The sequence below is a fragment of the Enterobacter cloacae complex sp. IR5403 genome (genome assembly GCF_049238705.1).
In the GTDB taxonomy this organism is placed as follows: domain Bacteria; phylum Pseudomonadota; class Gammaproteobacteria; order Enterobacterales; family Enterobacteriaceae; genus Enterobacter; species Enterobacter hormaechei_C.
This window is the reverse complement of the sequence record NZ_JBMKHP010000012.1, coordinates 1-21,694: the sequence shown is the minus strand read 5'-3', so window position 1 is coordinate 21,694 and position 21,694 is coordinate 1. Positions and strand designations below refer to the sequence as shown.

14 protein-coding genes are annotated in these 21,694 nt (G+C 56.6%); 3 read left to right on the top strand and 11 right to left on the bottom strand.

Annotation, left to right across the window (positions count from 1 at the left end):
* Nucleotides 1-15: 15 nt before the first annotated feature.
* From ACOTW6_RS16000 to bcsR, 9 genes are all read right to left on the bottom strand, one after another.
* The gene (locus ACOTW6_RS16000; RefSeq protein ID WP_213789428.1) at nt 16-1,506 is read right to left on the bottom strand and encodes a M16 family metallopeptidase; all 1,491 of its coding nucleotides are present in this window, start codon (nt 1,504-1,506) and stop codon (nt 16-18) included.
* Between the two features lie 222 nt (nt 1,507-1,728).
* Nucleotides 1,729-3,015 carry a C4-dicarboxylate transporter DctC gene (gene dctA, locus ACOTW6_RS15995; protein ID WP_062933330.1) on the bottom strand — a complete coding sequence of 429 codons (1,287 nt, stop codon included), beginning with the start codon at nt 3,013-3,015 and terminating at the stop codon, nt 1,729-1,731.
* A 159-nt stretch (nt 3,016-3,174) separates the two neighbouring features.
* A complete protein-coding gene (gene hmsP, locus ACOTW6_RS15990) occupies nt 3,175-5,181 on the bottom strand; it encodes a biofilm formation regulator HmsP (protein ID WP_213789429.1) in 2,007 nt (668 codons plus the stop codon).
* A 120-nt stretch (nt 5,182-5,301) separates the two neighbouring features.
* Nucleotides 5,302-8,784, bottom strand: a complete 3,483-nt coding sequence (bcsC, locus tag ACOTW6_RS15985) for a cellulose synthase complex outer membrane protein BcsC (RefSeq protein WP_062933328.1) — start codon at nt 8,782-8,784, stop codon at nt 5,302-5,304.
* Nucleotides 8,766-9,872: a cellulose synthase complex periplasmic endoglucanase BcsZ gene (gene bcsZ, locus ACOTW6_RS15980; protein WP_062933327.1), complete on the bottom strand. Its 1,107-nt coding sequence runs from the start codon at nt 9,870-9,872 to the stop codon at nt 8,766-8,768. Before bcsZ ends, bcsC begins: the two co-directional genes overlap by 19 nt.
* A 6-nt stretch (nt 9,873-9,878) precedes the next feature.
* Nucleotides 9,879-12,302: a cellulose biosynthesis cyclic di-GMP-binding regulatory protein BcsB gene (gene bcsB / locus ACOTW6_RS15975; RefSeq protein WP_213789430.1), complete on the bottom strand. Its 2,424-nt coding sequence runs from the start codon at nt 12,300-12,302 to the stop codon at nt 9,879-9,881.
* Between the two features lie 10 nt (nt 12,303-12,312).
* Nucleotides 12,313-14,928: a UDP-forming cellulose synthase catalytic subunit gene (bcsA, locus tag ACOTW6_RS15970; RefSeq protein WP_062933325.1), complete on the bottom strand. Its 2,616-nt coding sequence runs from the start codon at nt 14,926-14,928 to the stop codon at nt 12,313-12,315.
* Complete coding sequence (gene bcsQ, locus ACOTW6_RS15965; RefSeq protein WP_003861177.1) at nt 14,925-15,677, bottom strand: cellulose biosynthesis protein BcsQ; 753 nt, start codon at nt 15,675-15,677, stop codon at nt 14,925-14,927. The genes bcsA and bcsQ overlap by 4 nt, the downstream gene beginning before the upstream one ends.
* Nucleotides 15,678-15,688: 11 nt before the next feature.
* Nucleotides 15,689-15,877, bottom strand: coding sequence for a cellulose biosynthesis protein BcsR (gene bcsR / locus ACOTW6_RS15960; protein ID WP_003861175.1), 189 nt, complete (start codon nt 15,875-15,877; stop codon nt 15,689-15,691).
* 174 nt (nt 15,878-16,051) lie between these two features.
* On the opposite strand from bcsR, the gene bcsE reads away from it, so the two are divergent.
* Genes bcsE through bcsG form a run of 3 tightly spaced genes read left to right on the top strand, consistent with a single transcriptional unit; the run spans nt 16,052 to nt 19,477 of the window.
* Nucleotides 16,052-17,614 (top strand): cellulose biosynthesis c-di-GMP-binding protein BcsE, encoded by a 1,563-nt coding sequence (gene bcsE, locus ACOTW6_RS15955; RefSeq protein ID WP_062933324.1) that lies wholly within the window; start codon nt 16,052-16,054, stop codon nt 17,612-17,614.
* Nucleotides 17,611-17,805 (top strand): cellulose biosynthesis protein BcsF, encoded by a 195-nt coding sequence (bcsF, locus tag ACOTW6_RS15950; protein WP_006808586.1) that lies wholly within the window; start codon nt 17,611-17,613, stop codon nt 17,803-17,805. Before bcsE ends, bcsF begins: the two co-directional genes overlap by 4 nt.
* Nucleotides 17,798-19,477 (top strand): cellulose biosynthesis protein BcsG, encoded by a 1,680-nt coding sequence (gene bcsG, locus ACOTW6_RS15945; protein WP_032672219.1) that lies wholly within the window; start codon nt 17,798-17,800, stop codon nt 19,475-19,477. Before bcsF ends, bcsG begins: the two co-directional genes overlap by 8 nt.
* A 35-nt stretch (nt 19,478-19,512) precedes the next feature.
* Here bcsG and birA read toward each other — a convergent pair whose 3' ends face one another.
* Together birA and murB are read right to left on the bottom strand one after the other, a co-directional pair.
* Complete coding sequence (gene birA, locus ACOTW6_RS15940) at nt 19,513-20,475, bottom strand: bifunctional biotin--[acetyl-CoA-carboxylase] ligase/biotin operon repressor BirA (RefSeq protein ID WP_003861169.1); 963 nt, start codon at nt 20,473-20,475, stop codon at nt 19,513-19,515.
* Nucleotides 20,472-21,500: a UDP-N-acetylmuramate dehydrogenase gene (gene murB, locus ACOTW6_RS15935; RefSeq protein ID WP_062933323.1), complete on the bottom strand. Its 1,029-nt coding sequence runs from the start codon at nt 21,498-21,500 to the stop codon at nt 20,472-20,474. The genes birA and murB overlap by 4 nt, the downstream gene beginning before the upstream one ends.
* Nucleotides 21,501-21,694 lie beyond the last annotated feature (194 nt).

Genomic DNA, 21,694 nt, shown 5'->3' with positions numbered 1-21,694 from the left:
CTGGGAACGCAGGGCTTACTGGCCCTGCGGAATATCACTCGCATCCTGATGTAAATCATCGGCTGCCGTTTGCGCTGGCTGCGGCGGCGTCGCCATGATGGCGTTCCAGGTGGCCTTCAACTCTTTCATGTCATATTCCAGCTCACCTTTCGGCTGCAACAGAATCAGCGCCATATCCTGCGACAGCTGCTGGCGCAGATCCTGATTCAGCATCTCCACCGTCAGACCGTTCAGGAAGTCCTGACGCAGTTTCTGATACTGCTCCGGCGCGATATCCACCACCTGATTCTGCAAGGAGCGAATGCGCTGGCTGATTAAGATATCGGTATCTGCGCGGGCATAGGTGGCGAACAGTTTCTGCAATTCAAGGGATTTCTGCGCCACCAGCGCGTTAAACTCCTCTTCAGACAGGCCCTCTTTACGCACTTTAGCCAGCTCTTTCGCCACCACGCCAAGATTGGCATTCAGCTTATCGCCCGGCGATTCCACGTTAATGGCGCACTGGGCGCGCTGGAACAGCACTCGGCAGTCAAAGCCCAGGCCAATATCTTTCACGTTGTTCTTGCTGAGCGTCTGCTGAACGTGCCAGAACAGCGCTTCACGCGCGAGATCCGCACGCCAGTAACGCAACAGCGCAGAAGACTCGCGGATCGGCTGCCAGGCCGTATCCCACATCATTGAAAGACGATCCTGACGCACGGTATCCGTCATGATGCTGACCGTCTCAGGACGCAGCGGAGACAAGGTAGGAACAGGGGCGGGCGTTTCACGCTTCCCTTTCAGGTCGCCAAATGCTTTGTTGATCTGTTCTATCACCGCACGGCTGTCCACGTTGCCCACCACAATCAGGGTCATGGCATCCGGGGTGTACCACTGCTGGTAGAAAGATTTCACCTGCGCGGCATCAACCGGCTGTTTCAGCGGCTCTGCCGGGTCGTGGCCAAGCAGCGTTGACCCTTTCAGGCGGTAGCGCCACCAGCCTTCTTTGGTATCCGTCGGCCAGGTTGCCACCATGTCGCTGTTGCTCAACGCATAGTTAACGGTCTCAGGCGTAATCGCCAGTTTGCCGGTGGCATCGGAAAGATAGGTAAGGGCTTCTTTAAGCAGATCGTTACGGTTGTTGGGCAGGCTCAGGTTAAACATGGTGTAGTCATAGGAGACCACAGCCGGAGGCAGCGGGCGTTTCGGATCGATGGCCTGTTGCCATAAAGAACGCACCTGAACCGCCTGCAAACTGCCGCTCTGGGTGAGCGCCAGTCGAGGAATAAAGTGGCTTAAGCCGGTCTGCTGGGTGCTTTCAGTGAGGGAGCCGGTATTCACAGAAAGACGGATTTCAATGCGATCGCTCGGACGTTGCGGAGTGGATAATACCTGCCACTGGAAACCGTTCGCCAGTGTTCCCTGTTGCCAGGCCGGGTCTGGCTGGAGCGCATCTGCCTGCACATAACTGGCTGCTGCCATCATCAGCAAACCGCCGGTTAAGAGTCGAATTTTTGTGCCCTGCATGTGAACCCCTGATCAACATTCCTGGTTAAAGAGAGTGTCTCGCGACGTGAGCACTCAAAGATGACGATGAAAACCTTCCGATTAGACAGCGTGTTCGGCTAAACGTCACGGGCGGAAGTGAAATATACCCAAAAAAAATCTTGTCGAATTATGACAGGTATGAACGGTTATTATGCGCAGGTGCCCGCATCCCCACAAGGGAATACGGGCATTTATGAGGGATTAAGAGGATAAACCGGGGGTTTTGTCCTCAGATGGGCGGTTATTCAGCGTATCGTTAAGCTTCTTGTGATCCAGCTCTTTCACCCACTTCGCCACCACAATTGTCGCCACGCCATTGCCGACCAGGTTGGTTAACGCACGGGCTTCAGACATAAAGCGGTCAATACCGAGGATCAGGGCCAGGCCCGCCACCGGCAGATGGCCCACCGCCGAAATGGTGGCCGCCAGCACGATAAATCCGCTGCCCGTTACGCCCGCCGCCCCTTTTGAAGAGAGCAGAAGCACCACCAGCAGCGTAATCTGATGGAAGATATCCATGTGGCTGTTAGTGGCCTGGGCAATAAAGACCGCCGCCATCGTCAGGTATATCGAGGTGCCGTCCAGGTTAAAGGAGTAGCCCGTAGGAATAACCAGCCCCACCACTGACTTACGGCAGCCCAGCTTTTCCATTTTATCGAGCATACGCGGCAGCGCGGACTCCGAAGAGGATGTGCCGAGGACAATCAGCAGCTCTTCACGAATGTAACGGATAAATTTGAAGATGCTGAAGCCGGTCGCACGGGCGATGGAGCCGAGCACCACCACCACAAACAGAATACAGGTGATGTAGAAGCAGACGATCAGCTGGCCCAGCTGTACCAGCGTGCCGACGCCGTATTTCCCGATGGTGAAGGCCATCGCGCCAAAGGCGCCAATCGGGGCCAGACGCATGATCATGTTGATGATGCCGAAGATCACCTGCGAGAAGCTTTCAATGACGTTAAAAATCAGCTGGCCTTTGCTGCCAAGACGGTGCAGGGCAAAGCCAAACAGCACGGCAAACAGCAGCACCTGGAGGATGTTTCCGCTGGCGAACGCGCCAATCACGCTGCTCGGGATCACGTCCAGCAGGAAGGCAACAATCCCCTGATCTTTCGCCTGTTCAGCGTAAACCGCCACCGCTTTCGCATCCAGCGTGGCCGGGTCGACGTTCATGCCCGCGCCAGGCTGTACCACGTTGACAATTATCAGGCCGATAATCAGCGCGATGGTACTGACAATCTCGAAGTACAGCAGGGCAACCGCCCCCGTACGCCCGACCGCCTTCATGCTTTCCATGCCAGCGATACCGGTCACCACGGTACAGAAAATGACCGGCGCGATGATCATTTTGATGAGCTTAACGAACGCGTCGCCAAGCGGTTTCATCTGCGCGCCCAGCTCCGGGTAGTAGTGACCGAGCAGAATACCGATGGCGATGGCTGTCAGGACCTGGAAGTAAAGACTTTTGAAGAGTGAGGTTTTCATAGGGTGTCCCTGGAAAGAAAAACTACAGGCTTTGTAAGGTTATGGTTAACCTGCGGCTTTAAAATAACACCCACATAACAGGACAGAAATAAACGGGGTTCAAATTTGAAACACAAATGTTAAGAACTTTGAGCTGGCTCGCACAAGCCAGCAACAAAATTACACTTTTGCGTTATTGCCAGCGTCGGCGAGATAGCGTTGCTCAAAGATATCCGTCGGTACGGCTCGGTCAAACAGGAAGCCCTGTCCGCTCTCCACGCCCGCCGCAGCCAGCCAATCACGCTGGGCGTCGGTTTCAATACCCTCGGCAATGACGTGCAGATTCAGGCTGTGCGCCATCTGAATAATAGCCTGTACCAGGCTGCAATCCTCCGGCAGCCGTTCCACAAAGGTTTTGTCGATTTTCAGGACGTCCACCGGCAGGGTTTTCATGTGCTGGAGCTGACGCAGGCCGGAATACCCCATACCAAAATCGTCCAGCGCAATGCGGATCCCGGCATTACGCAGCGGTTTCAGAATGGCGACAGCATCGTCAGGATTATCGATACAACGGCTCTCGGTGACTTCCAGGATCAGCGTGTGGGGCTGGATGCGGTAGCGATGGATCAACTCAAGCATCTCCGGCACCATGGTCGGGTGCATCAGCTGTAGCGCAGAGAGATTCACCGACAGCGGCAGCGTGATGCCCCGTTGTTGCCAGGCCGCAAGCTGGCGGCACGACTCTTCCAGCACCCAGTAGCCGACGGTGACCATCAGGCCACAGGACTCGATACGTTCGATCATCCCCTCAGGCAGCTCCCACGTGCCGTCCGGCTGTTGCATACGCAGCAACGCTTCGGCGCTGGTCACTTCACCCGTACGCAAATTGACCTGCGGCTGTAGCCAGAGCGCAAACCGGCGATTATCCATCGCCGTCAGAATGTCGCTCTCTTCCGTCAGGCGCTGCTGGGCTTTTTCCATCTGCTCCGGATCAAAGAACTGGATCTGGTTTTTGCCTTTTCGGCGCGCGGTGAACGCGGCCGAGAAGGCCCGACGATAAAGCTGCTCGGCGGTCAGCCCCCCGTAGTACATCGCAATACCGATGCTGGCGCTCGGGCGAAGCTGGATACCCTGAATGGGCAGCCGCTCATTAATGACAGTGAGTACTTGCTGACCTAGCGTAATGGCATGCCACGGCTCTTTAACACCGTGCGCGATCACCACCAGGTCATAACCGCTGACCTGGGTGAGCACCATGCGCGGCGCCAGAACGGATTTCACCTTTTCCACCAGCGTCAGTAACAGCATCTCGCGCTGGCTCTCTTTCAGCACGCCCGCCGTGTCCTGCAAGGTTTCGCAGGCAATCACCATCAGCGCGGTGGTCTGCTGGCGGGCGACGGTCTGCTCCAGCAAGGCCATTAAAAACGCTTTGTTTGGCAGATCGGATACCGGAAAACGGGTGGCATTGCTACTAAGCTCTTTCTGCTGACGCAGGACACGCTGCTGGTTGATATTGTAACTCCGGACCAGCATGCCAATTTCATCGTCGTGATGCAGGCGCGGCAAGGGAAGCTGATGCCCCATGTGCTCCTGTGGAGAGAGGTCGTTCAGCTCCCGGGCTATGCGGCGCAACGGATGCACAATTAACCGGTTGATGCACCACGTCAGCGCCACGCTCAGCATTAATGTCAGAAGTAAGTAAGTGGTCACTAACGTTGCAACCCAGCTCATGACGAATTTATACATGCGGTACGAGTCAGCCTGTAGCACCAGGTAGGCCAGCGGCTGCGGGTTAGCCGGTCTTTCCAGGGAATAGAGAGGCAGGGAAATTTGCACCGGCAGTTCAAACAGGCGCATCACCATCATCGGGACGGGACGCTCCGGGATAAAGCTCATCCGCAGCGCCTGGAACTGGTTCGGCAGCACCACATCCGCGCGGCTCACGATACCGGCGGGCTGAATGCGCTTCAGGATGGATTCCGCCTCGGGGATATCCCCTTTCAGGATCGAGGCCGACAGGGGTTCCCGCACCGAGCGGGCAATACTTTCCAGTTGCGAAGCCGTGTTATAGCGGTTCTGCTGTACGGAGTGAAACAGCAAAATGACGCAGAAGATGAAGACAAACAGCATTGTGACGGCAGACACCATCGCCATCTGTTTGATCGTTAAGGAACGGCTGACACGCAAAATGACTCTCCACAAAACTCGAAGCGCAGGACGCACCAGGGTGTAAACCTGGTGCGTCCGAGTATACCCGATAGCTGCACTTTTAAGAGAGACTTACAATTAGATTAAGTAAAAATCCGATCACCAGTCTGCATAAGGCACCAGCGGTTCCGGTGGTAAGTCCATATCACCCTGCCAGCCCGCGGCAGAATACCGAACGTAGAGCAGCGCATGGCTCGGGGTATAGTCTTTTGCTTCCTGAATATCGACGCCCAGACCGACAAACCAGTTGGACGTCACGCGGCGTTCAACAATCGCCCTTGCGGTATAACCCGTCCCTGACGAGCTACTTCCGGTTTCCATCACACCTTTATCAGTATAACGGCCTGGCTCATTGTCCGGGATCAGTCCCTGTAACGGATAACGCATCACATCTTTTGTTTTTGAATGAGACCAGGAGACTGAGCCGCCCAGCTCCCATGACCAGTTCTCTGTGCGTTTACGCCAGTTCACCGGTAAGGCGAACGACACATACTCCTGGGGACTGTAGTAACCGCCCTGGCCCAGCGAATAACCACTTAAATCCTTATCGTAATGCCAGAGCATGTTGGACACGCCCACCGTCAGGCGTTCGTTGTTCTGATTGATGAGCTTGTAGTAATAGCCGGTCATCCAGCGGACGCGCCAGTTATCTTCGACATTCTTCCCGGTGAGGCTGTCGGCACTCAGGCTTGACCAGATCCCGTTAGCTTCGCCTTTGTCATAGCTCATGCTCACGCCGCCGCCGGTGGCACGCACGCCGCCCCAGGTGGTGTCGGTATTGGGATCTTTTTGCCCGGCGAAGGCCAGCACCGAGCTGGAAATCGGACGGCGATGGGCGTTCAGGGTGTAGCCAATCTGCCCTAAATCGTTGCTGTAGCTCAGGCTACCCACCACATCGACCACGTCGAAGCCCATCGGCGTCGTACCGATATCCCACGACCAGGTTTTGTTCTGCCAGCCGACGGCCACGCTGGCGCCGTTGGCCGACTGGTTCGTGCTGCCGTGACATGGCGTTTCGGCGCAGGTACCCCATGTCGGATCGTAGGTTCCGTTATCGGTGTCAAAGGAACCGGCGTTCATATTGACCAGATCGCTACGGAAGAACATACGTCCGTCCGACAGCGGCGCATCAACCTGGAGCATGGTGGTGTGCGCTTTCAGGTCGGAATAGCCTCCCGTGCCGCTGGAGCCCCAGTAGTCGTGTTGCAGCGTGACGTTCAGATCCTGCTGACGATAAAGATCGCCTGCATCGCTGCGCACGCCGCGCTTCAGCCAGTCATCTTTCTCATCGTTACGCGTGAGCCGCGTAAAGCTGTCGTTATCGGTCGGACGGGTCGTTGTGATGCCCGATGAGACCATCGCATCTTTCCAGGTGTCCAGCGCCTGCTGAGGCTGACCATTTTGTGCCTGGAAACGGGCGGCATCGCGCATCACCAGCGCACTTTCCATCGAAGGCGGCTGCGATTTGGCCTGCGGAAGAATGGCGTTGAAGGTCTTTTCTGCCGCGGCACGATCGCCCAGGCCAGCCTGCGCCATGGCAAGCCGGCGCTGCATATTGATGGAGAGCGGTTCGCCGTTCTGTGCCGCGGGCAGTTTCGCCAGCGCCGCGCGCGCCGCGTCCCTATTGCCCTGGGCAAGAGAGACCTCGGTCAGGCCGAGGATCGCGTCTTCGTTCTGCGGTTCGCGTTGCAGGACGGTGTTGTAGGCGGTTTTCGCGGCCTCATGATCGCCCCGCTGTTCAGCCCAGTCCGCCAGCGTCAGGTCGATACGGGTGGACGGAGGCTGCTGGCGAAGCAACGTTTCCGCCTCCTGCTCTTTTCCACTGTCGCGCAGGCGGTTGGCGGTTTCCAGTACCTGGTTACTTTGCAGGCGGTCCGCCAGCGCCTGAATGTTGCCGTTCCACCTGTCGCGCGGCAGCGTGTTCAGATGCGCCAGCGCCGCCCGGTCCTGATCGTTACCGGACAGGTACAGCCCGCTGGCGTAAACCTGATCCGGATCGCCCGGTTTCTGGCTTGCCAGCTGACGCATCAGGTTATCCGCCTGGCTGCGCTGACCCGCGCTATACAGATCGCGTGACAGCCGGTAGGTGATCCACACGTCGCCCGGGGAAAGCGCAAGGCGTCGGCGCTGAATTTCTGCGGCCTGCGCATATTTCCCTTCGCTTTCCAGCTGTTCGGCCTGGGCTGACAGCTGCTCGTTCGTCAGGCTACGTTCAATATCATCAATGCTGCGGCGCTGGCTGGCAGAGAGCGACTGAATAAACTGCGTCGCCTTCTCCGGAGACTGCGCGCGATAAACATTGGCGAGACCGCGCACCGCGTTACTGTTGCTGCTGTCCATCCGCAACGCCTGGCGGTAATAGCGTTCGGCCGCGTCGTTATCTTTGCGCGCCGCCGCCGCATCACCTAACCCCAGAACCGCGTAGCTGTCGGTATTGTCGATATTGCGCGCCTGCTGGTAATAGCGTTCGGCCTGGGCCGTATTGTTGGCTTTCAGGGCGTTATCCCCCTGCTGGATCAGCAGCCAGTATCGGTTGACCTTCAGCAGGCTGTCCCATTTGCCCCGGTTATCGCTCTGCGGATCGAGGGCGATCGCCTTTTCAAACTGCGCAACCGCGCGCGCGCGATCGCCTTTCTGAGAATAGGCCTGCCCCAGCGCGCCTACGGCTTCACTGTCGGCGTGGTTGGCGCTGACTGCTTTCTGCAACTCCGTTACCGCTTTACTGCCCTGCCCTGCATCCACTGCGGCTAACCCTTCGGCTTTGGCGCGGAACGCCGGATCGGCGAGCTGTTTTTGCTGCGCTTCAAGCTGGGCGCGCGCCGCCGTCACGTTATCGCCATCGCTGAACACGCTCAGGTATTGTTGCAGCGCGGTAACGCTGGCGCTGCTGGCCGGCTGATCTTTGATCTGCTGGTACCACATGTCCGACGCCTGACTGCGGCCATTGTTCGATTTGGCCATCTCCTGTAACACCGCAAACCCTTCATCACGCCGTCCGCTCTGGAACAGAAGCTGTGCCAGCGAGGACTGTAGCGGGACGTTGCCCGGACTGCTGGCGTTTATTTTCTTAAGCTGATTAATGGCCAGGTTGCGGCGGGCTGGCTCTTTCGCCACCACGTTCCAGTACTCCGTCGCGATGTCGCCGCTGGGCGGCTTACCGTCAAACAGTTTGTCATACGCAGCAATGGCTTCCTGGGTGTGCCCGGTGGTGGCAAGCAGGCGAGCCTGCTGGAGGGCCTGACGACCATCCGGCGTGGAGAGCAGCATAGTAGTACGGGATGACTGATAGGCACTGGAATCGGGTGCCATTCCTTTCAGGCGATCCAGCTCTTTTTGCGCGCCCGCCGTATCGCCCTGTCGTAACAGGTAGCGGAAGCGCGCGGCAATCACGTCCGGGTTGTTGGGGTCGATCAGCTCAAGGCGATAGAGCGACTGGCGCACTAAATCCTCACGCTGGGTGGATTCCCCCAGACGGACCTGTTCCAGCAGCTGTCTCTGCTGCGGGGAGTTGGCGGCCTGGGCCAGGGGCATTAGCGCCAGACCAAGCGATAAGGTGAGTAGATTCAGTGTGAACGTGCGCATTCCTGGCCCCAATCCGGTAGTAATTCACCTTGCACGGTGAAACGAAAACGATGCTGATCCCACCCTTGTCCAAAGAGGGTCAGAACGTAGCTGTAATAAGCATTGTTATCGGGAAAACGATCGGCGACGTGCTGGCGTTGCACCGCCTGCGCGTCCCGGTTTTGTAAAAACGGAAGGAGGGAGGCAGAAAACCCTACCGGCCCATTTCCGGTGCGTTTCCCGGTCGCGACGTCCACTTTCTCCGGCGGCAAGCCTTGTTTGATTGTGGTGGTCGCCATGGGCTTGAAACGCGCCAGTAGCCGGGCTTTCTGCGGATCGTTATCGTTCATCATCCCTACCCACAGATAGACGCGAATCGCATCGTAGCTGCCGATCAGGGATGCATCCTGCGACAGCTGCCAGCCGCCCTTTTTCTGGTATTTCACCCAGTTCGGGGAAAATCCTTTAGGCGCGGTCTCCAGCAGCAGACGCAGGTTGGTTTCACGGAGCGTCGTCCACGGCGCGCCAAAGCGGGTGAAATAGCTCGCAAGCTGCGGCGGCAGGTAGCTGGGGTTGAAGCGCCAGACACTCTCTTCGGCAAAACCGACTTTACCCGGCAGCAGCATAGAACCCAGCCCCGGCACCTTCACCACTTCCTCACTGGCAATGCGCGTCAACAGCGCCTTACCCGTGCGCGTGTAATCGGGATTTTTCCACAGCCGCCCGGCTTCCAGCAGCGACCAGGCAATCCAGATATCGGCATCAGACGCGGAGTTAGGGTCGATAACCGCCCAGGTTTCGTCGTCCTTTTTTCCCCACAGCCAGGCCGGGAGATGTTGGGCTAAATCTCCCTCGGCAAGGTTATCGCGCGTCCATGCCAGCAGCAGATCGAACGCCTTGCGATCGTTTGCTGCGAGGGCAAAGAACAGTCCGTAGCTTTGCCCTTCGGAGGTGGTGATTTTGCGCGCGTCACTGGGATCAATGACGCGTCCACTTTCGCTCATATAATCCTGCTTGAACGTCTCCCAGGCAGGCCAGCGACAGGCGGCGTGAAGATTCGCCGCCGCCAGCATCAACGCTGCGACTACACACCCGCGAAAGATTTCCATCACCGCTTACTCATGGTCCGGGTTAAGACGACGACGGCTGATGATTCGCAGCAGACGCCACAGTACCCACGCCAGCAATACAACGCTGAGCGCCGCCAGCACGGCCAGCAGCACCGGGTGGTTAGACAGGGCGTACCACAGGCGTTCGAACCACGGCAAATGACCGACGTAGTAGACATCCCCCACGCGCAGGCTGTTTACCCCCGACTCACGGATCACCGAGACGGAACCGAACATTGCCGCCCGTTTACCGCTGTCGTTCATGGCCGTGTTGAGTAGCTCATAGCCGCGCGGGCTGTCCGCCAGCAGGGCGATAACGCTGCGCTGGTCGTTGTACGGCGACTGGAAGCCGACAATCGCGGCCATCGGACCCGTTGAACTTACGGTCGTCCTGATATTGGCCTGACGATCGCCGCTGTCCGGCATGATGCTCGGGAACTCGGTCTGACGCAGCGGCGTGTTAACCCACGACTGAGCCGCCTGCACCAGCAGATCGACGCGCTTCTCGTCTTTCAGCTTGTCCGGAATGTTGCCGATGACCATGATATCGGCATCTTTGTTCTGGATCTGGCTACCGTCATCCGTCACCGTCACGTTGATAGCCGGCAAGCCGGTTTGCGCCCCGACGGTGCCCATGGTGTCCAGCAGCGTGGTAACCTGGCCTTCGTTGGCCGCTTTTGGCATCACGACAATCGATTCAGAGAGGTCTGCCATGCGGCTGAACGGGAAGCTGGCGTTAGCAAAGGCACGCAGATCCGGCATCGCAATAAAGTGGTAATACTTCGAGAAGTCGATCGTGGAATCATCACCAATCACCACGTGGTTTTGCACCGGCTGGAAGGTAATACAGTTTTCCACCGATCCACCCGGCATGGGGTTCATATACTGGAAGTTAAACCGCAGCTGGTTCACCGCACCGAGCTTCAGCGCCGGGATCGACACATCGGTTTTGCCGTCCAGCAGCCCCTGCAATACAGGCAGACGAAGCATCAACCGGTTTGTCTCCTGGCTGCTGGCCAGGCTGAATGATTGCAGGAACTGGTTGTTGAGGCTGATATCCATGCGCGAGCTGTCTTTGGTTGCCGGCGCGGTGTAACGGTAGTTCAGGTTGATATCAATGCCGTTGGTGCGCAGCAGATAGAGATCCGGCGGCAGGTTCAGCGACAGGCTGACAGGAGACGGTTCAAGCCCGGTTGACTGCAATTGCTCTTCATAGGTTTTCAGCTCGCCAAAGGTGATGGCCCGGTCGGTACGTACCCAGTTCGGCGCATCATAAGGCTTACGCGCCAGCAGCGGTTTCACCTCATCCACCACAACGCTGTTGCCGCGGAACAGGATATTCCCCTGCGCAATGCCTTTCGCCGCCTGCACCAGATCTTTGTCATCACGGCCGAAGATCACCAGCAGCTTCACGTACGGATTGTCCGGATGGCTGATCATCTCGATGGTGGGCGCTTTCACCTCCGGATGGTCACGCAGAAATGCCGGGCGTTTGGCGTTGGTGGCAAACACGATCGCGTTTTTGTCCGGCATTTTGTCGTACATGACCGGGAAACTTTGACCACGCCAGCCGGAGCGGGAACCAAACCAGGATGCCACGATAGAGGCCGCCAGCTGTTCGGTCACATCCGGCGAGCCGGCAAAGACCATCGGCAGGTTCAGCGGACGGTTATCACGCGGGTCGAAGAACGGCACCGGGAAGGCGGAGAGATCGTTTTTCAACGCCAGCGGCTGATAGGTCATCTGAAGCGAAGAGTTACGACCGACATCCAGCCACAGGGTGCTGCTGGCCGGGTTTTCACAGACATCGCGGTAGTGGCCGACAAACTCCAGACGCACGCGGTTAAAGTCGGTGATAAACAGCGGGTTAATCGGCACCTGAGCCAGGGTTTTCTTACCCAGTTGCTCTTTAGTGACGGGCAGGACGTCCATCAGCTCGTCATTCAGATAGACCTTAAGCTGGGACTGCACCGGCAGCAGCGACGGCGATGGGGTGTATTCCAGGTTGAGCATCGCTTTCGACACAACTTCATCGCTGCGCATACCGAATTCGATGCCGCCATTTGGGTTGATGCCGCGCAGAACCATGCTGCCCGGAGGAGGCGCGATCTGGGCAAACGTCAGCTTAACGTCACGCGACGGCGTATTTTCGGCAACCACCGGCGCACTGGCTCCCGGCACGCCAGGCAAGACCTGCCCAACCACCGGGTTGTCGGCGGGCAGCGTATTCCCCGTCGTCGGCTGATTCGGGACGACGTTCTCCGTCTGCCCCGGCGCGGCCGTCACAACCGGATCGGTCGCTTGCGCGACGACAGGCACCGTTGGCGCGGGCGTGGTCGCTGCGTTATCAGGCGCCGCGTTAGCCACTGTTGCAGGGAGCGCACTCATCCCCATTGCCACTGCACATAACCAGGAAAGTTTTGTTTTCATCGCGTTATCATCATTGTTGAGCCATAACCGGGTCCGCCTGCTTCGCTTCATCTCGCTCAGGTCGACGCGGAATGAACGACACGACCCAGGAAACCAGTGAAGTAAGTGACCGGAAAATTAATTTCACCGACGACGGGGCAAATTCTGCAAGGTGACGATAGCCACGGAACCCCAGCTTAAGAATATCCAGCAGGCTTTCCAGAGGCTTATCCTCAGGGAAGCTGTCCTGCCAGAGAGCCCACGTATCCGCGCGGGCAAACGTACACTGCACAAAATCAATGTGTTGCTTTTTGGTCAGCGGCATCAGTTGCAGACCCACTTCATTTCCTCTCACACGCACCACCTGCGTCGGGAAGACATACTCCTGCTGGCCGCGCTTAAGCAGTAGGTTGACCTTCTGCCCCTCCAGCACCTTCGCCTGACCGTTGATCTTGATACCCAGACCGCCATCCGAAAAGTCATGTACGGTACAGGAGAAGAGATGTCCATCGTCGCGAGCAATGGCCGCTGGCATGCTGATTTCGACGCGATGCGCGCGGCGAACCTGTTTGCTCTCCACCGATACCGCCACCGCGCCACCGAGGATAATCAGGTTATAAAACACCCACGCCATACTCACGAAGACCGTCAGAATTTCGTTTTCCGGGCCGTAGAAGTAGCGCCAGATCCCAACAATCACGCCCACAATATTCAGCAGCACCAGGAAGATATAGGGCCGGGAGATCACCCAGTCGACATACTCCTCTTCCACCAGCCCGCCCTTCGCGGTGACGTTGAATTTCCCTTTATGCGGGTTAATCAGCGCCACCATGGTTGGCGGCGCGATGTACCAGGCCAGCACCGTTTCGTAAATTTCACTCCAGAAGGAGTGGCGATATTTCCCCTGAATCTTCGAGTTCGTCAGGCTGGCGTGGATCATGTGCGGCAGAACGAACAGAGCAATCATCAGCGCAGGCGCATAGATGATGTAAGCGTGAAGGAGCAGGAACGCCAGCGGCGCAGTGAGGAAGATAAGCCGTGGAATACCCGACAGGAAGTGGAACATGGCGTTGACGTAGCACAGCCGTTGCGCCAGCTTCAGTCCTTTACCCATCAGCGGGTTATCGAGCCTGAAAATTTGCACCATGCCGCGGGCCCAGCGAATACGCTGGCCGATGTGCGCCGACAGGGATTCCGTGGCCAGCCCCGCCGCCTGAGGAATGCGCATGTAGGCGGAGGTATAGCCAAGACGGTGCAGACGCAGCGAGGTGTGCGCATCTTCCGTGACCGTCTCGACGGCGATGCCGCCAATTTCATCCAGCGGCTTGCGGCGGATCACCGCACAGGAGCCGCAGAAGAACGTGGCGTCCCACATGTCGTTGCCATCCTGCACGAGTCCATAGAACAGCGTGCCCTCGTTCGGGGTTTTACGAAAACGGCCGAGGTTACGTTCAAACGGGTCCGGCGAGAAGAAGTGGTGCGGCGTCTGCATCATCGCCAGCTCTTTCTCCTTCAGGAACCAGCCCATGGTCATTTGCAGGAACGAGCGCGTTGGCACGTGGTCGCAGTCGAAAATAGAGACGAACTCCCCTTTGGCATATTTCAGCGCATTGTTGATGTTACCGGCTTTCGCGTGTTCATGCGTGGTACGGGCGATGTACTCTACCCCCACTTCGTCCGCGAACTGGCGGAACTCGGCGCGGCCACCGTCATCGAGGATCCAGATTTTGATTTTATCCTTCGGCCAGTCGATACCCAGCGCGGCGTAAATGGTGTTTTTTACCACCGACAGGTCTTCGTTATAGGTCGGCACGAAGAGGTCCACCGTAGGCCACTGGGTCGTGTCTTTTGGCAGCGGCACCGGCTGTCTATTCAGCGGCCAGATAACCTGGAAGTAACCCAGCACCAGCACGATCCAGGCATAAGTCTCAGCAAACAGCAGCACTAAGCCGCACACCAGGCTGACCGGATCGTCCCAGTTCAGCGTTGAGGTATATCGCCACCAGATGTAGCGGCAGGAAACGGTCAGCGATAGCACAATCAGCATCAGGGCAGAAAAACGCCCTGGTATGCGCCGCACCAGCAGCGCCACGCCCCACAGCAGGATCAGGAAGGTGAACTGCGCCAGCGGGTTGAAGGGCTGGGTAATACAGACCAGCGCAAGAATCAGCGAGAACACCACAACCACGCCGAGAATAAAACGCCGCAAGCCCGGGTGTAGGTGCCCGAGCTCTTTGTGGTTATCTAAATGACCCGTTTTGTCGCCCACCCGGTCAGGTAGCCGGTCAAGCCACTGGTGGTAGTGTTCACGCAGGTTCTGCACACGATCGAAGCTGCGCCAGCGGGACGTTTTTTTCTCCGCGCCCGTTGAGGTCGTTAGTAGCCAGATGGACTGAATAGCGTAGCGCGCGGGATCCAGCGGACGCGGCTTGTCAGGGTTGATATGCGGATAGAGTTCACCGTGGCGCGCACGAATGCGTTGCCAGCGGGGATGTTCGAGGGGGATGAACATCCACGCCAGAATCATCCACAAACAGCCCAGCGCAGCGCTCAGCGACGAGGCGCCGTGATGACGGTAATGGCAGTAGCGTTCACTTAAGCGCGAACTGACCGGCGGAATGAGCAGCCAGTTAGTCAGGCGGCTCATACTGAACTCCCGGCAGGCTCCGGCCGTTTAGCAAAGTGCAGCAGACACCAGTTGGCCAGCGTCAGGATCTCTTCCGCCGCCAGTGAATCGCTACGGTACTCCCCGAGAGGTTGTTTCGACGCGAGGCACTCCGCCATCGCTTCGTCACGATGGATCACCATCGGCAACAGGCGGCGCTGACTCTGGAGCCAGACCTGGTAGAGATCGTCCTGGATCTGGCTGCCAATGCGCAGATCGTTGATCAGAATATGGGCATTAGCAGGCATCGGCTGCTGATGCAGACGGATATGACAATTCGCATCTACGTTCGCGATGGAGAGCACATGGTCGCACTGCGCCAGCAGCTGGCGGGTCAGCGACGCGGCGCCGTGCGGCAGGTCCAGCAGGATCCACTGATAGTGCCCGCTCTCTTTCAGGCTCTGCAATGCGGTGATGAAGCGAGAGAACAGGCGCTGGTACGCGGCTTCATTCCCGCGCTCGGTTTCGGTCAATTGACCAAAGGGAAGCAAATCGAGCTGGGAGGTATAACGCAAACCCGCATCCCGCCAGTCTTTATCGTCCAGAAGCGCACGTCCCCAGCCGTTTGCATGCGTAAAGTCGACATTGAATGACATGCGCAGCAAATTATCGGAACAGGCATCAATGACCAGTACCGATTCACCTAATACCTGCAATGACCACGCCAGCGCCGCGGTAACGGAAGTTGTACCCACCCCACCACGGACGCCCTGTAATCCTAGTACAGCCATCAATGGCTTCCTTATTGTTGTTGGGCAAACTCAGCTAATAACGGCCAACGTTTAATAGCCGCCGCCAACTGTTCCCGCTGGGAAATATCGGTGTAATCTATTTCAGGCAAAGAAAAAGCCTGCGTGAGTGCCAAAAAATCGTTCTGGAATGTGTAACCCAGACTTGAGTCGACTGGGGTTGCGGGTTCGTTATTTTGCATTCTTTTTTCATCCCTTTGAGTAAAATCATAAGATTCAGATGCAGCGAGGCGTCCTGCCCACTAAATTTCATTTACATGCTAAATCTGATGTTCTTTAATTTCAATGTTAGGTTTATTTCTACGCTTTCGCTAGTAAACTGAGAGACATAGAAATTCGACGAAAAGAGGGACACCGTGGACTCCATATTTTCTATTGGCATCCAGTCATTATGGGACGAATTGCGCCACATGCCAGTCGGAGGAGTCTGGTGGGTTAATACGGATCGTAATGAAGATGCCATCAGTCTGGTAAACCAGACGATAGCGGCGCAGGGGAAGGATTCCCGCGTGGCCGTCATTACGATGGGCGAAGAGCCGAAGTCAATCATCAGGCTCGACAGTGACCGTGGACCCCAGACAGTACGATTATTTTCCATGCCTGCGGAGGCTGACAGTCTATACTTTTTACCCCGCGATATTCAGTGTTCTATTGTTCCCGAACACTATTTACTGATTCTAAAATGCTCTAATAACGGCCTGCAAAATATCCCCTCTGAAAAACTGCTGAAATGGCTGGAAAGAATCAACAGATGGGCAAAAAATCAAAATTGCACCTTATTGGTTGTTAACCCAGGCAGTAATAATGACAAGCTTTTTTCACTTTTAATGAGTGAATACCGTTCCCTCTATGGCCTGGCCAGTATTCGCGTCCAGGCCGACAGCCATCTTTACGACGTGGCTTTCTGGTGCAATGAAAAAGGGGTGAGCTCCCGACAACAACTTACCCTCAAACATGTCGGGGATGAGTGGCATCTTGCTCAACAGGAAGAGACGGTAGTTCAGCCACGCAGTGATGAAAAACGCGTTCTGAGCCATATTGCGGTACTGGAAGGTGCGCCTGCACTGTCTGAGCACTGGTCATTGTTCGATACCAATGAAGCCTTATTTGATGAGGCGCGCACCACGCAGGCGGCGACCATTATCTTCTCGTTGATCCAGAATAACCAAATCGAAACGCTGGCAAGGCACATTCACACATTACGTCGCCAGCGCGGGAGCGCGTTAAAAATTGTGGTGCGTGAAAATAATACCAGCCTGCGCGCCACTGATGAGCGCTTATTACTGGGCTGCGGCGCGAATATGGTCATCCCGTGGAATGCTCCCCTGTCGCGCTGTCTGACGCTGATCGAAAGCATTCAGGGTCAGCAGTTTAATCGACATGTTCCGGAAGATATCAGCACCCTGCTTTCAATGACGCAGCCGATGAAACTGCGCGGCTACCAGAAATGGGACACCTTCTGCGATGCAGTGGGCAACATGATGAGCAATACGCTGTTACCGGCAGACGGAAAAGGGGTGATGGTTGCCCTGCGCCCCGTGCCGGGCATTCGCGTTGAGCAGGCACTTACTCTGTGCCGCCCTAACCGTATCGGGGACATCATGACCATTGGCGATAACCGCCTGGTGCTGTTCCTCTCCTTCTGCCGGGTGAACGATCTGGATACGGCGCTTAACCATATCTTCCCGCTTCCTACCGGAGATATTTTCTCGAACCGCATGGTCTGGTTTGAAGATAATTTGATCAGCGCTGAGCTTGTCCAGATGCGTGCCCTGGCTCCTGAAAAGTGGGCCAAACCGTTGCCTGTCACCAGCGGTGCCAAACCGGTACTCAATGCGAAACATGACGGGCATGTCTGGCGTCGGGTACCTGAGCCGCTACGCTTACTGGATGAGAACAAGGAGAGCGCGCCATTATGAATATCAGCGATATCATCCAACTGGTTGTTCTGTGCGCGCTGATTTTTTTGCCGCTTGGCTACTATGCACGCCATTCCCTGCGCCGTATTCGCGATACGGTCAGATTACTGTTCGTCAAACCTCGCTATATTAAACCCGCCGGAACACTGACTCGCGCTCCGAACGTCAAGGCAAACCGAAAACATGACTAATTCTACCTATACCTCTTCGGCGCCATCGCCACTCTGGCAATACTGGCGCGGCCTGTCCGGCTGGAATTTCTACTTTCTGGTGAAGTTTGGTCTGCTGTGGGCAGGCTATCTTAATTTCCACCCTCTGCTTAACCTGGTGTTTATGGCATTCCTGCTGATGCCAATCCCGAACCTCAGGCTGCACCGTATACGTCACTGGGTCGCTATCCCCATCGGTTTCGCCCTGTTCTGGCATGATACCTGGCTGCCCGGCCCTGAAAGCATCATGAGCCAGGGCTCACAGGTCGCAGGTTTCAGTGCGGACTATATGCTCGATCTGGTTGAGCGCTTTATTAACTGGCAGATGATTGGCGCGGTATTTGTCCTGCTGGTCGCCTGGCTGTTCCTGTCTCAGTGGATCCGGGTGACGGTGTTTGTCGTCGCGATTATGATCTGGCTAAACGTTCTGACGCTGACGGGCCCGAGCTTTTCGCTGTGGCCAGCCGGTCAGCCGACGACAACCGTGACCACCACGGGCGGTTCCGCCGCCGCGACCGTCGCGACAGCAGGGGATACGCCTGTGGTTGGGGATATTCCTGCGCAGACTGCACCGCCGACATCCACTAACCTGAACGCGTGGCTCTCCAGTTTTTACGCTGCGGAAGATAAGCGCCAGACGAAATTCCCGGACGCGCTGCCTGCCGATGCTCAGCCGTTTGAGCTGCTGGTCATTAACATCTGTTCTTTGTCCTGGGCTGACGTTGACGCGGCTGGTTTGATGTCGCACCCGCTGTGGTCGCATTTCGATATTCAATTTAAAGACTTCAACTCGGCCACGTCGTACAGCGGCCCGGCGGCTATCCGCCTGCTGCGCGCCAGCTGCGGACAGCCTTCGCATAAGAACCTCTACCAGCCGGCAGCTAACCAGTGTTACCTGTTTGATAACCTTGCAAAACTGGGCTTTACCCAGCACCTGATGATGGGCCATAACGGTCAGTTCGGTAACTTCCTGAAAGAAGTGCGTGAACAGGGAGGCATGCAGGCCCCGCTGATGGACCAGAAAGGGCTGCCGGTAACGTTGCTGGGCTTTGATGGCTCGCCGGTGTATGACGATACCGCCGTGCTTCAGCGCTGGTTAGATACCGTCGGCAAAGAGGAAGGGACACGTAGCGCGACGTTCTATAACACACTGCCGCTGCACGACGGGAACCATTATCCCGGTGTGAGTAAAACGGCCGATTATAAGGCCCGTGCGCAGAAGTTCTTTGACGAGCTGAACGCGTTCTTCAACGAGCTGGAAAAATCAGGTCGCAAAGTGATGGTGGTGGTAGTACCAGAACACGGAGGGGCGCTGAAAGGCGACAGGATGCAGGTGTCTGGTCTACGCGATATTCCAAGCCCGTCCATCACTAACGTTCCGGCCGGGATTAAGTTCTTTGGTATGAAGGCGCCGCATCAGGGAGCGCCCATTGAGATCACCCAGCCAAGCAGCTATCTGGCTATCTCGGAACTGGTTGCTCGCGCAGTAGACGGTAAGCTGTTTGTGGAAGATAGCGTGAACTGGGATCAGCTCACCAGCGGGCTGCCACAGACGGCGGAGGTATCGGAAAACGCCAATGCGGTGGTGATCCAGTATCAGAATAAGCCTTATGTCCGACTGAATGCCGGGGATTGGGTGCCGTATCCGCAGTGATGACCTGCTACACCCTCTCCCCTGTGGGGAGAGGGTTACTCCGCACTTCGTAACGAAATTTCACCGCCCACCCAAGGCTTAATCACGCCATCCTGTTCAAGAAGCAACGCGCCCTGCGCGTCAATGCCGCGTGATGTGCCGTAAATCTCTTTATCCCCAATCAGCAGCTTCACCGGTCGGTTAATAAAGTTATCCAGCTTTTCCCAGCGAGACAGGAATGGCGCTAACCCCTCTTGTTCAAAGAGCGTCAGCGAACTACGCAACTCATTGATCATGCGGACGGCTAGCGTATTGCGATCGATGGTGATCCCCGCTTCCTGCAAGTTGGTCCAGGCCTGGTTCACGACATCGTTCTGCACGTTTCGCATCACCATGTTCAGCCCCGCCCCAATGACGATCTGTGCGGCATCGCCTGTTTTTCCCGTGAGTTCGACCAGGATCCCCGCCAGCTTTCGATCGTTGAGATACAGATCGTTGGGCCATTTTACCCGCACCTGATCGGCACCCAGATCGTGCAGCACCTCTGCCATCACAATGCCGATGACCAGGCTCAGCCCGATGGCCGCAGCTGGCCCCTGTTCAAGCCGCCAGTACATGGAAAGGTAGAGGTTGGCGCCAAATGGTGAGAACCACTTACGCCCCCGGCGGCCACGTCCTGCCTGTTGGTACTCGGCAACGCAGGCATCACCGGATTTCAGCTCGCTCAGGCGATCCAGCAGATACTGGTTCGTCGAATCAATGACCGGCAATACCGCGACGTTACCGTGCCCAATCTGGCTGCGGATAATCTCTTCATTCAGTAACTGGATCGGTTCCGGCAGGCTGTAGCCTTTTCCCGGCACCGTAAACACATCCACGCCCCAGTCGCGGAGCGTTTGAATATGCTTATTGATCGCAGCACGGCTCATGCCCAGCTGTTCGCCCAGCTGCTCGCCAGAATGAAACTCGCCATCGGCAAGGATACCGATGAGAGTTAACGGGATAGTATTGTCCTTCACGCAATGGTCTCCACGGCATTCACTTCGCCCGTTCGGCCAATAAAGCGAACTTCAGGCTCCAGCCAGACGTTGAATTTTTCGCCCACGCGCTGGCGAACATGATGCGCCAGGTTGACGACATCCTCACTTGTCGCGTTGGACTGGTTGATCAGTACCAGCGCCTGCTGACGATGAACAGCAGCGCCACCAAGAGTAGTACCTTTTAATTCACACTGATCGATAAGCCAGCCTGCGGCCAGCTTCACGCTACCATCCGCCTGAGGATAATGCGGGGCCGTTGGCCAGCCGGCAAGAAACGCTTTTGCATTTTCGCTGCTGATCACCGGGTTTTTGAAGAAACTGCCCGCATTTCCGTTAACTTTCGGGTCCGGGAGCTTGGTCATTCGCATGTGGCAAACGGAATCAAATACCTCACGCGGTGTGACGGTAGCCGGGTCGAGACGGGTCAGATCGCCGTAAGTCAGAACGGGTTTCCAGGCTTTCGCCAGGCGCAGGCCAACGGCCACAATGACGAAACGATCCTGATAGTCGTGCTTGAAAATGCTGTCGCGATAGCCAAAGCGGCACTGCTCTGCGGTCAGGCGCTTCGCCGTTCCGGTCGCCAGTTCGATACAGTCGACATATTCGCAGACGTGTTTCAGTTCGATGCCGTAGGCACCGATGTTTTGAATAGGAGATGAACCTGCACAGCCCGGGATCAGGGCCAGATTTTCCAGCCCTGGCATCCCTTTTTCAAGGGTATATTGCACCAGATGGTGCCAGTTCTCGCCAGCACCCACGTGTAAATGCCAGCTGTCAGCGCTCTCTTTACACTCAATCCCCATGATGCGATTGACGATTACCGTCCCCGCAAAATCATCGAGAAACAGGACATTACTTCCTTCGCCCAGAATAAGTACGGGTTCACCGTTTTCTGTTGCGTTTTGCCATGCATTCAGCAACTGCTGAGCACTGTCGGCACGTACGATTTGATTAGCATTCCGTTGAATACCAAAGGTATTCCAGGGCTTAAGGGAGTGATTCATAGACGCTATCCTGATGCAAAAACCGGGATAGTTTACCGTATATATGGGGGGATAGGTGATTTGTTTATGGAAAGGAAGCAGGTGCAGAAACGCAAAAAGGCCATCCTTGCGGATGGCCTCTTCACTTGTTTGATGCCTGGCAGTTCCCTACTCTCACATGGGGAGACCCCACACTACCATCGGCGCTACGGCGT

Bases quoted from the DNA above. Each gene is read 5' to 3' on its own strand.
- ACOTW6_RS16000 (WP_213789428.1), bottom strand. From the start codon at position 1,506: ATGCAGGGCACAAAAATTCGACTCTTAACCGGCGGTTTGCTGATGATG.
- dctA (WP_062933330.1), bottom strand. From the start codon at position 3,015: ATGAAAACCTCACTCTTCAAAAGTCTTTACTTCCAGGTCCTGACAGCC.
- bcsC (WP_062933328.1), bottom strand. From the start codon at position 8,784: ATGCGCACGTTCACACTGAATCTACTCACCTTATCGCTTGGTCTGGCG.
- bcsZ (WP_062933327.1), bottom strand. From the start codon at position 9,872: ATGGAAATCTTTCGCGGGTGTGTAGTCGCAGCGTTGATGCTGGCGGCG.
- bcsB (WP_213789430.1), bottom strand. From the start codon at position 12,302: ATGAAAACAAAACTTTCCTGGTTATGTGCAGTGGCAATGGGGATGAGT.
- bcsA (WP_062933325.1), bottom strand. From the start codon at position 14,928: ATGAGCCGCCTGACTAACTGGCTGCTCATTCCGCCGGTCAGTTCGCGC.
- bcsQ (WP_003861177.1), bottom strand. From the start codon at position 15,677: ATGGCTGTACTAGGATTACAGGGCGTCCGTGGTGGGGTGGGTACAACT.
- bcsR (WP_003861175.1), bottom strand. From the start codon at position 15,877: ATGCAAAATAACGAACCCGCAACCCCAGTCGACTCAAGTCTGGGTTAC.
- bcsF (WP_006808586.1), top strand. From the start codon at position 17,611: ATGAATATCAGCGATATCATCCAACTGGTTGTTCTGTGCGCGCTGATT.
- bcsG (WP_032672219.1), top strand. From the start codon at position 17,798: ATGACTAATTCTACCTATACCTCTTCGGCGCCATCGCCACTCTGGCAA.
- murB (WP_062933323.1), bottom strand. From the start codon at position 21,500: ATGAATCACTCCCTTAAGCCCTGGAATACCTTTGGTATTCAACGGAAT.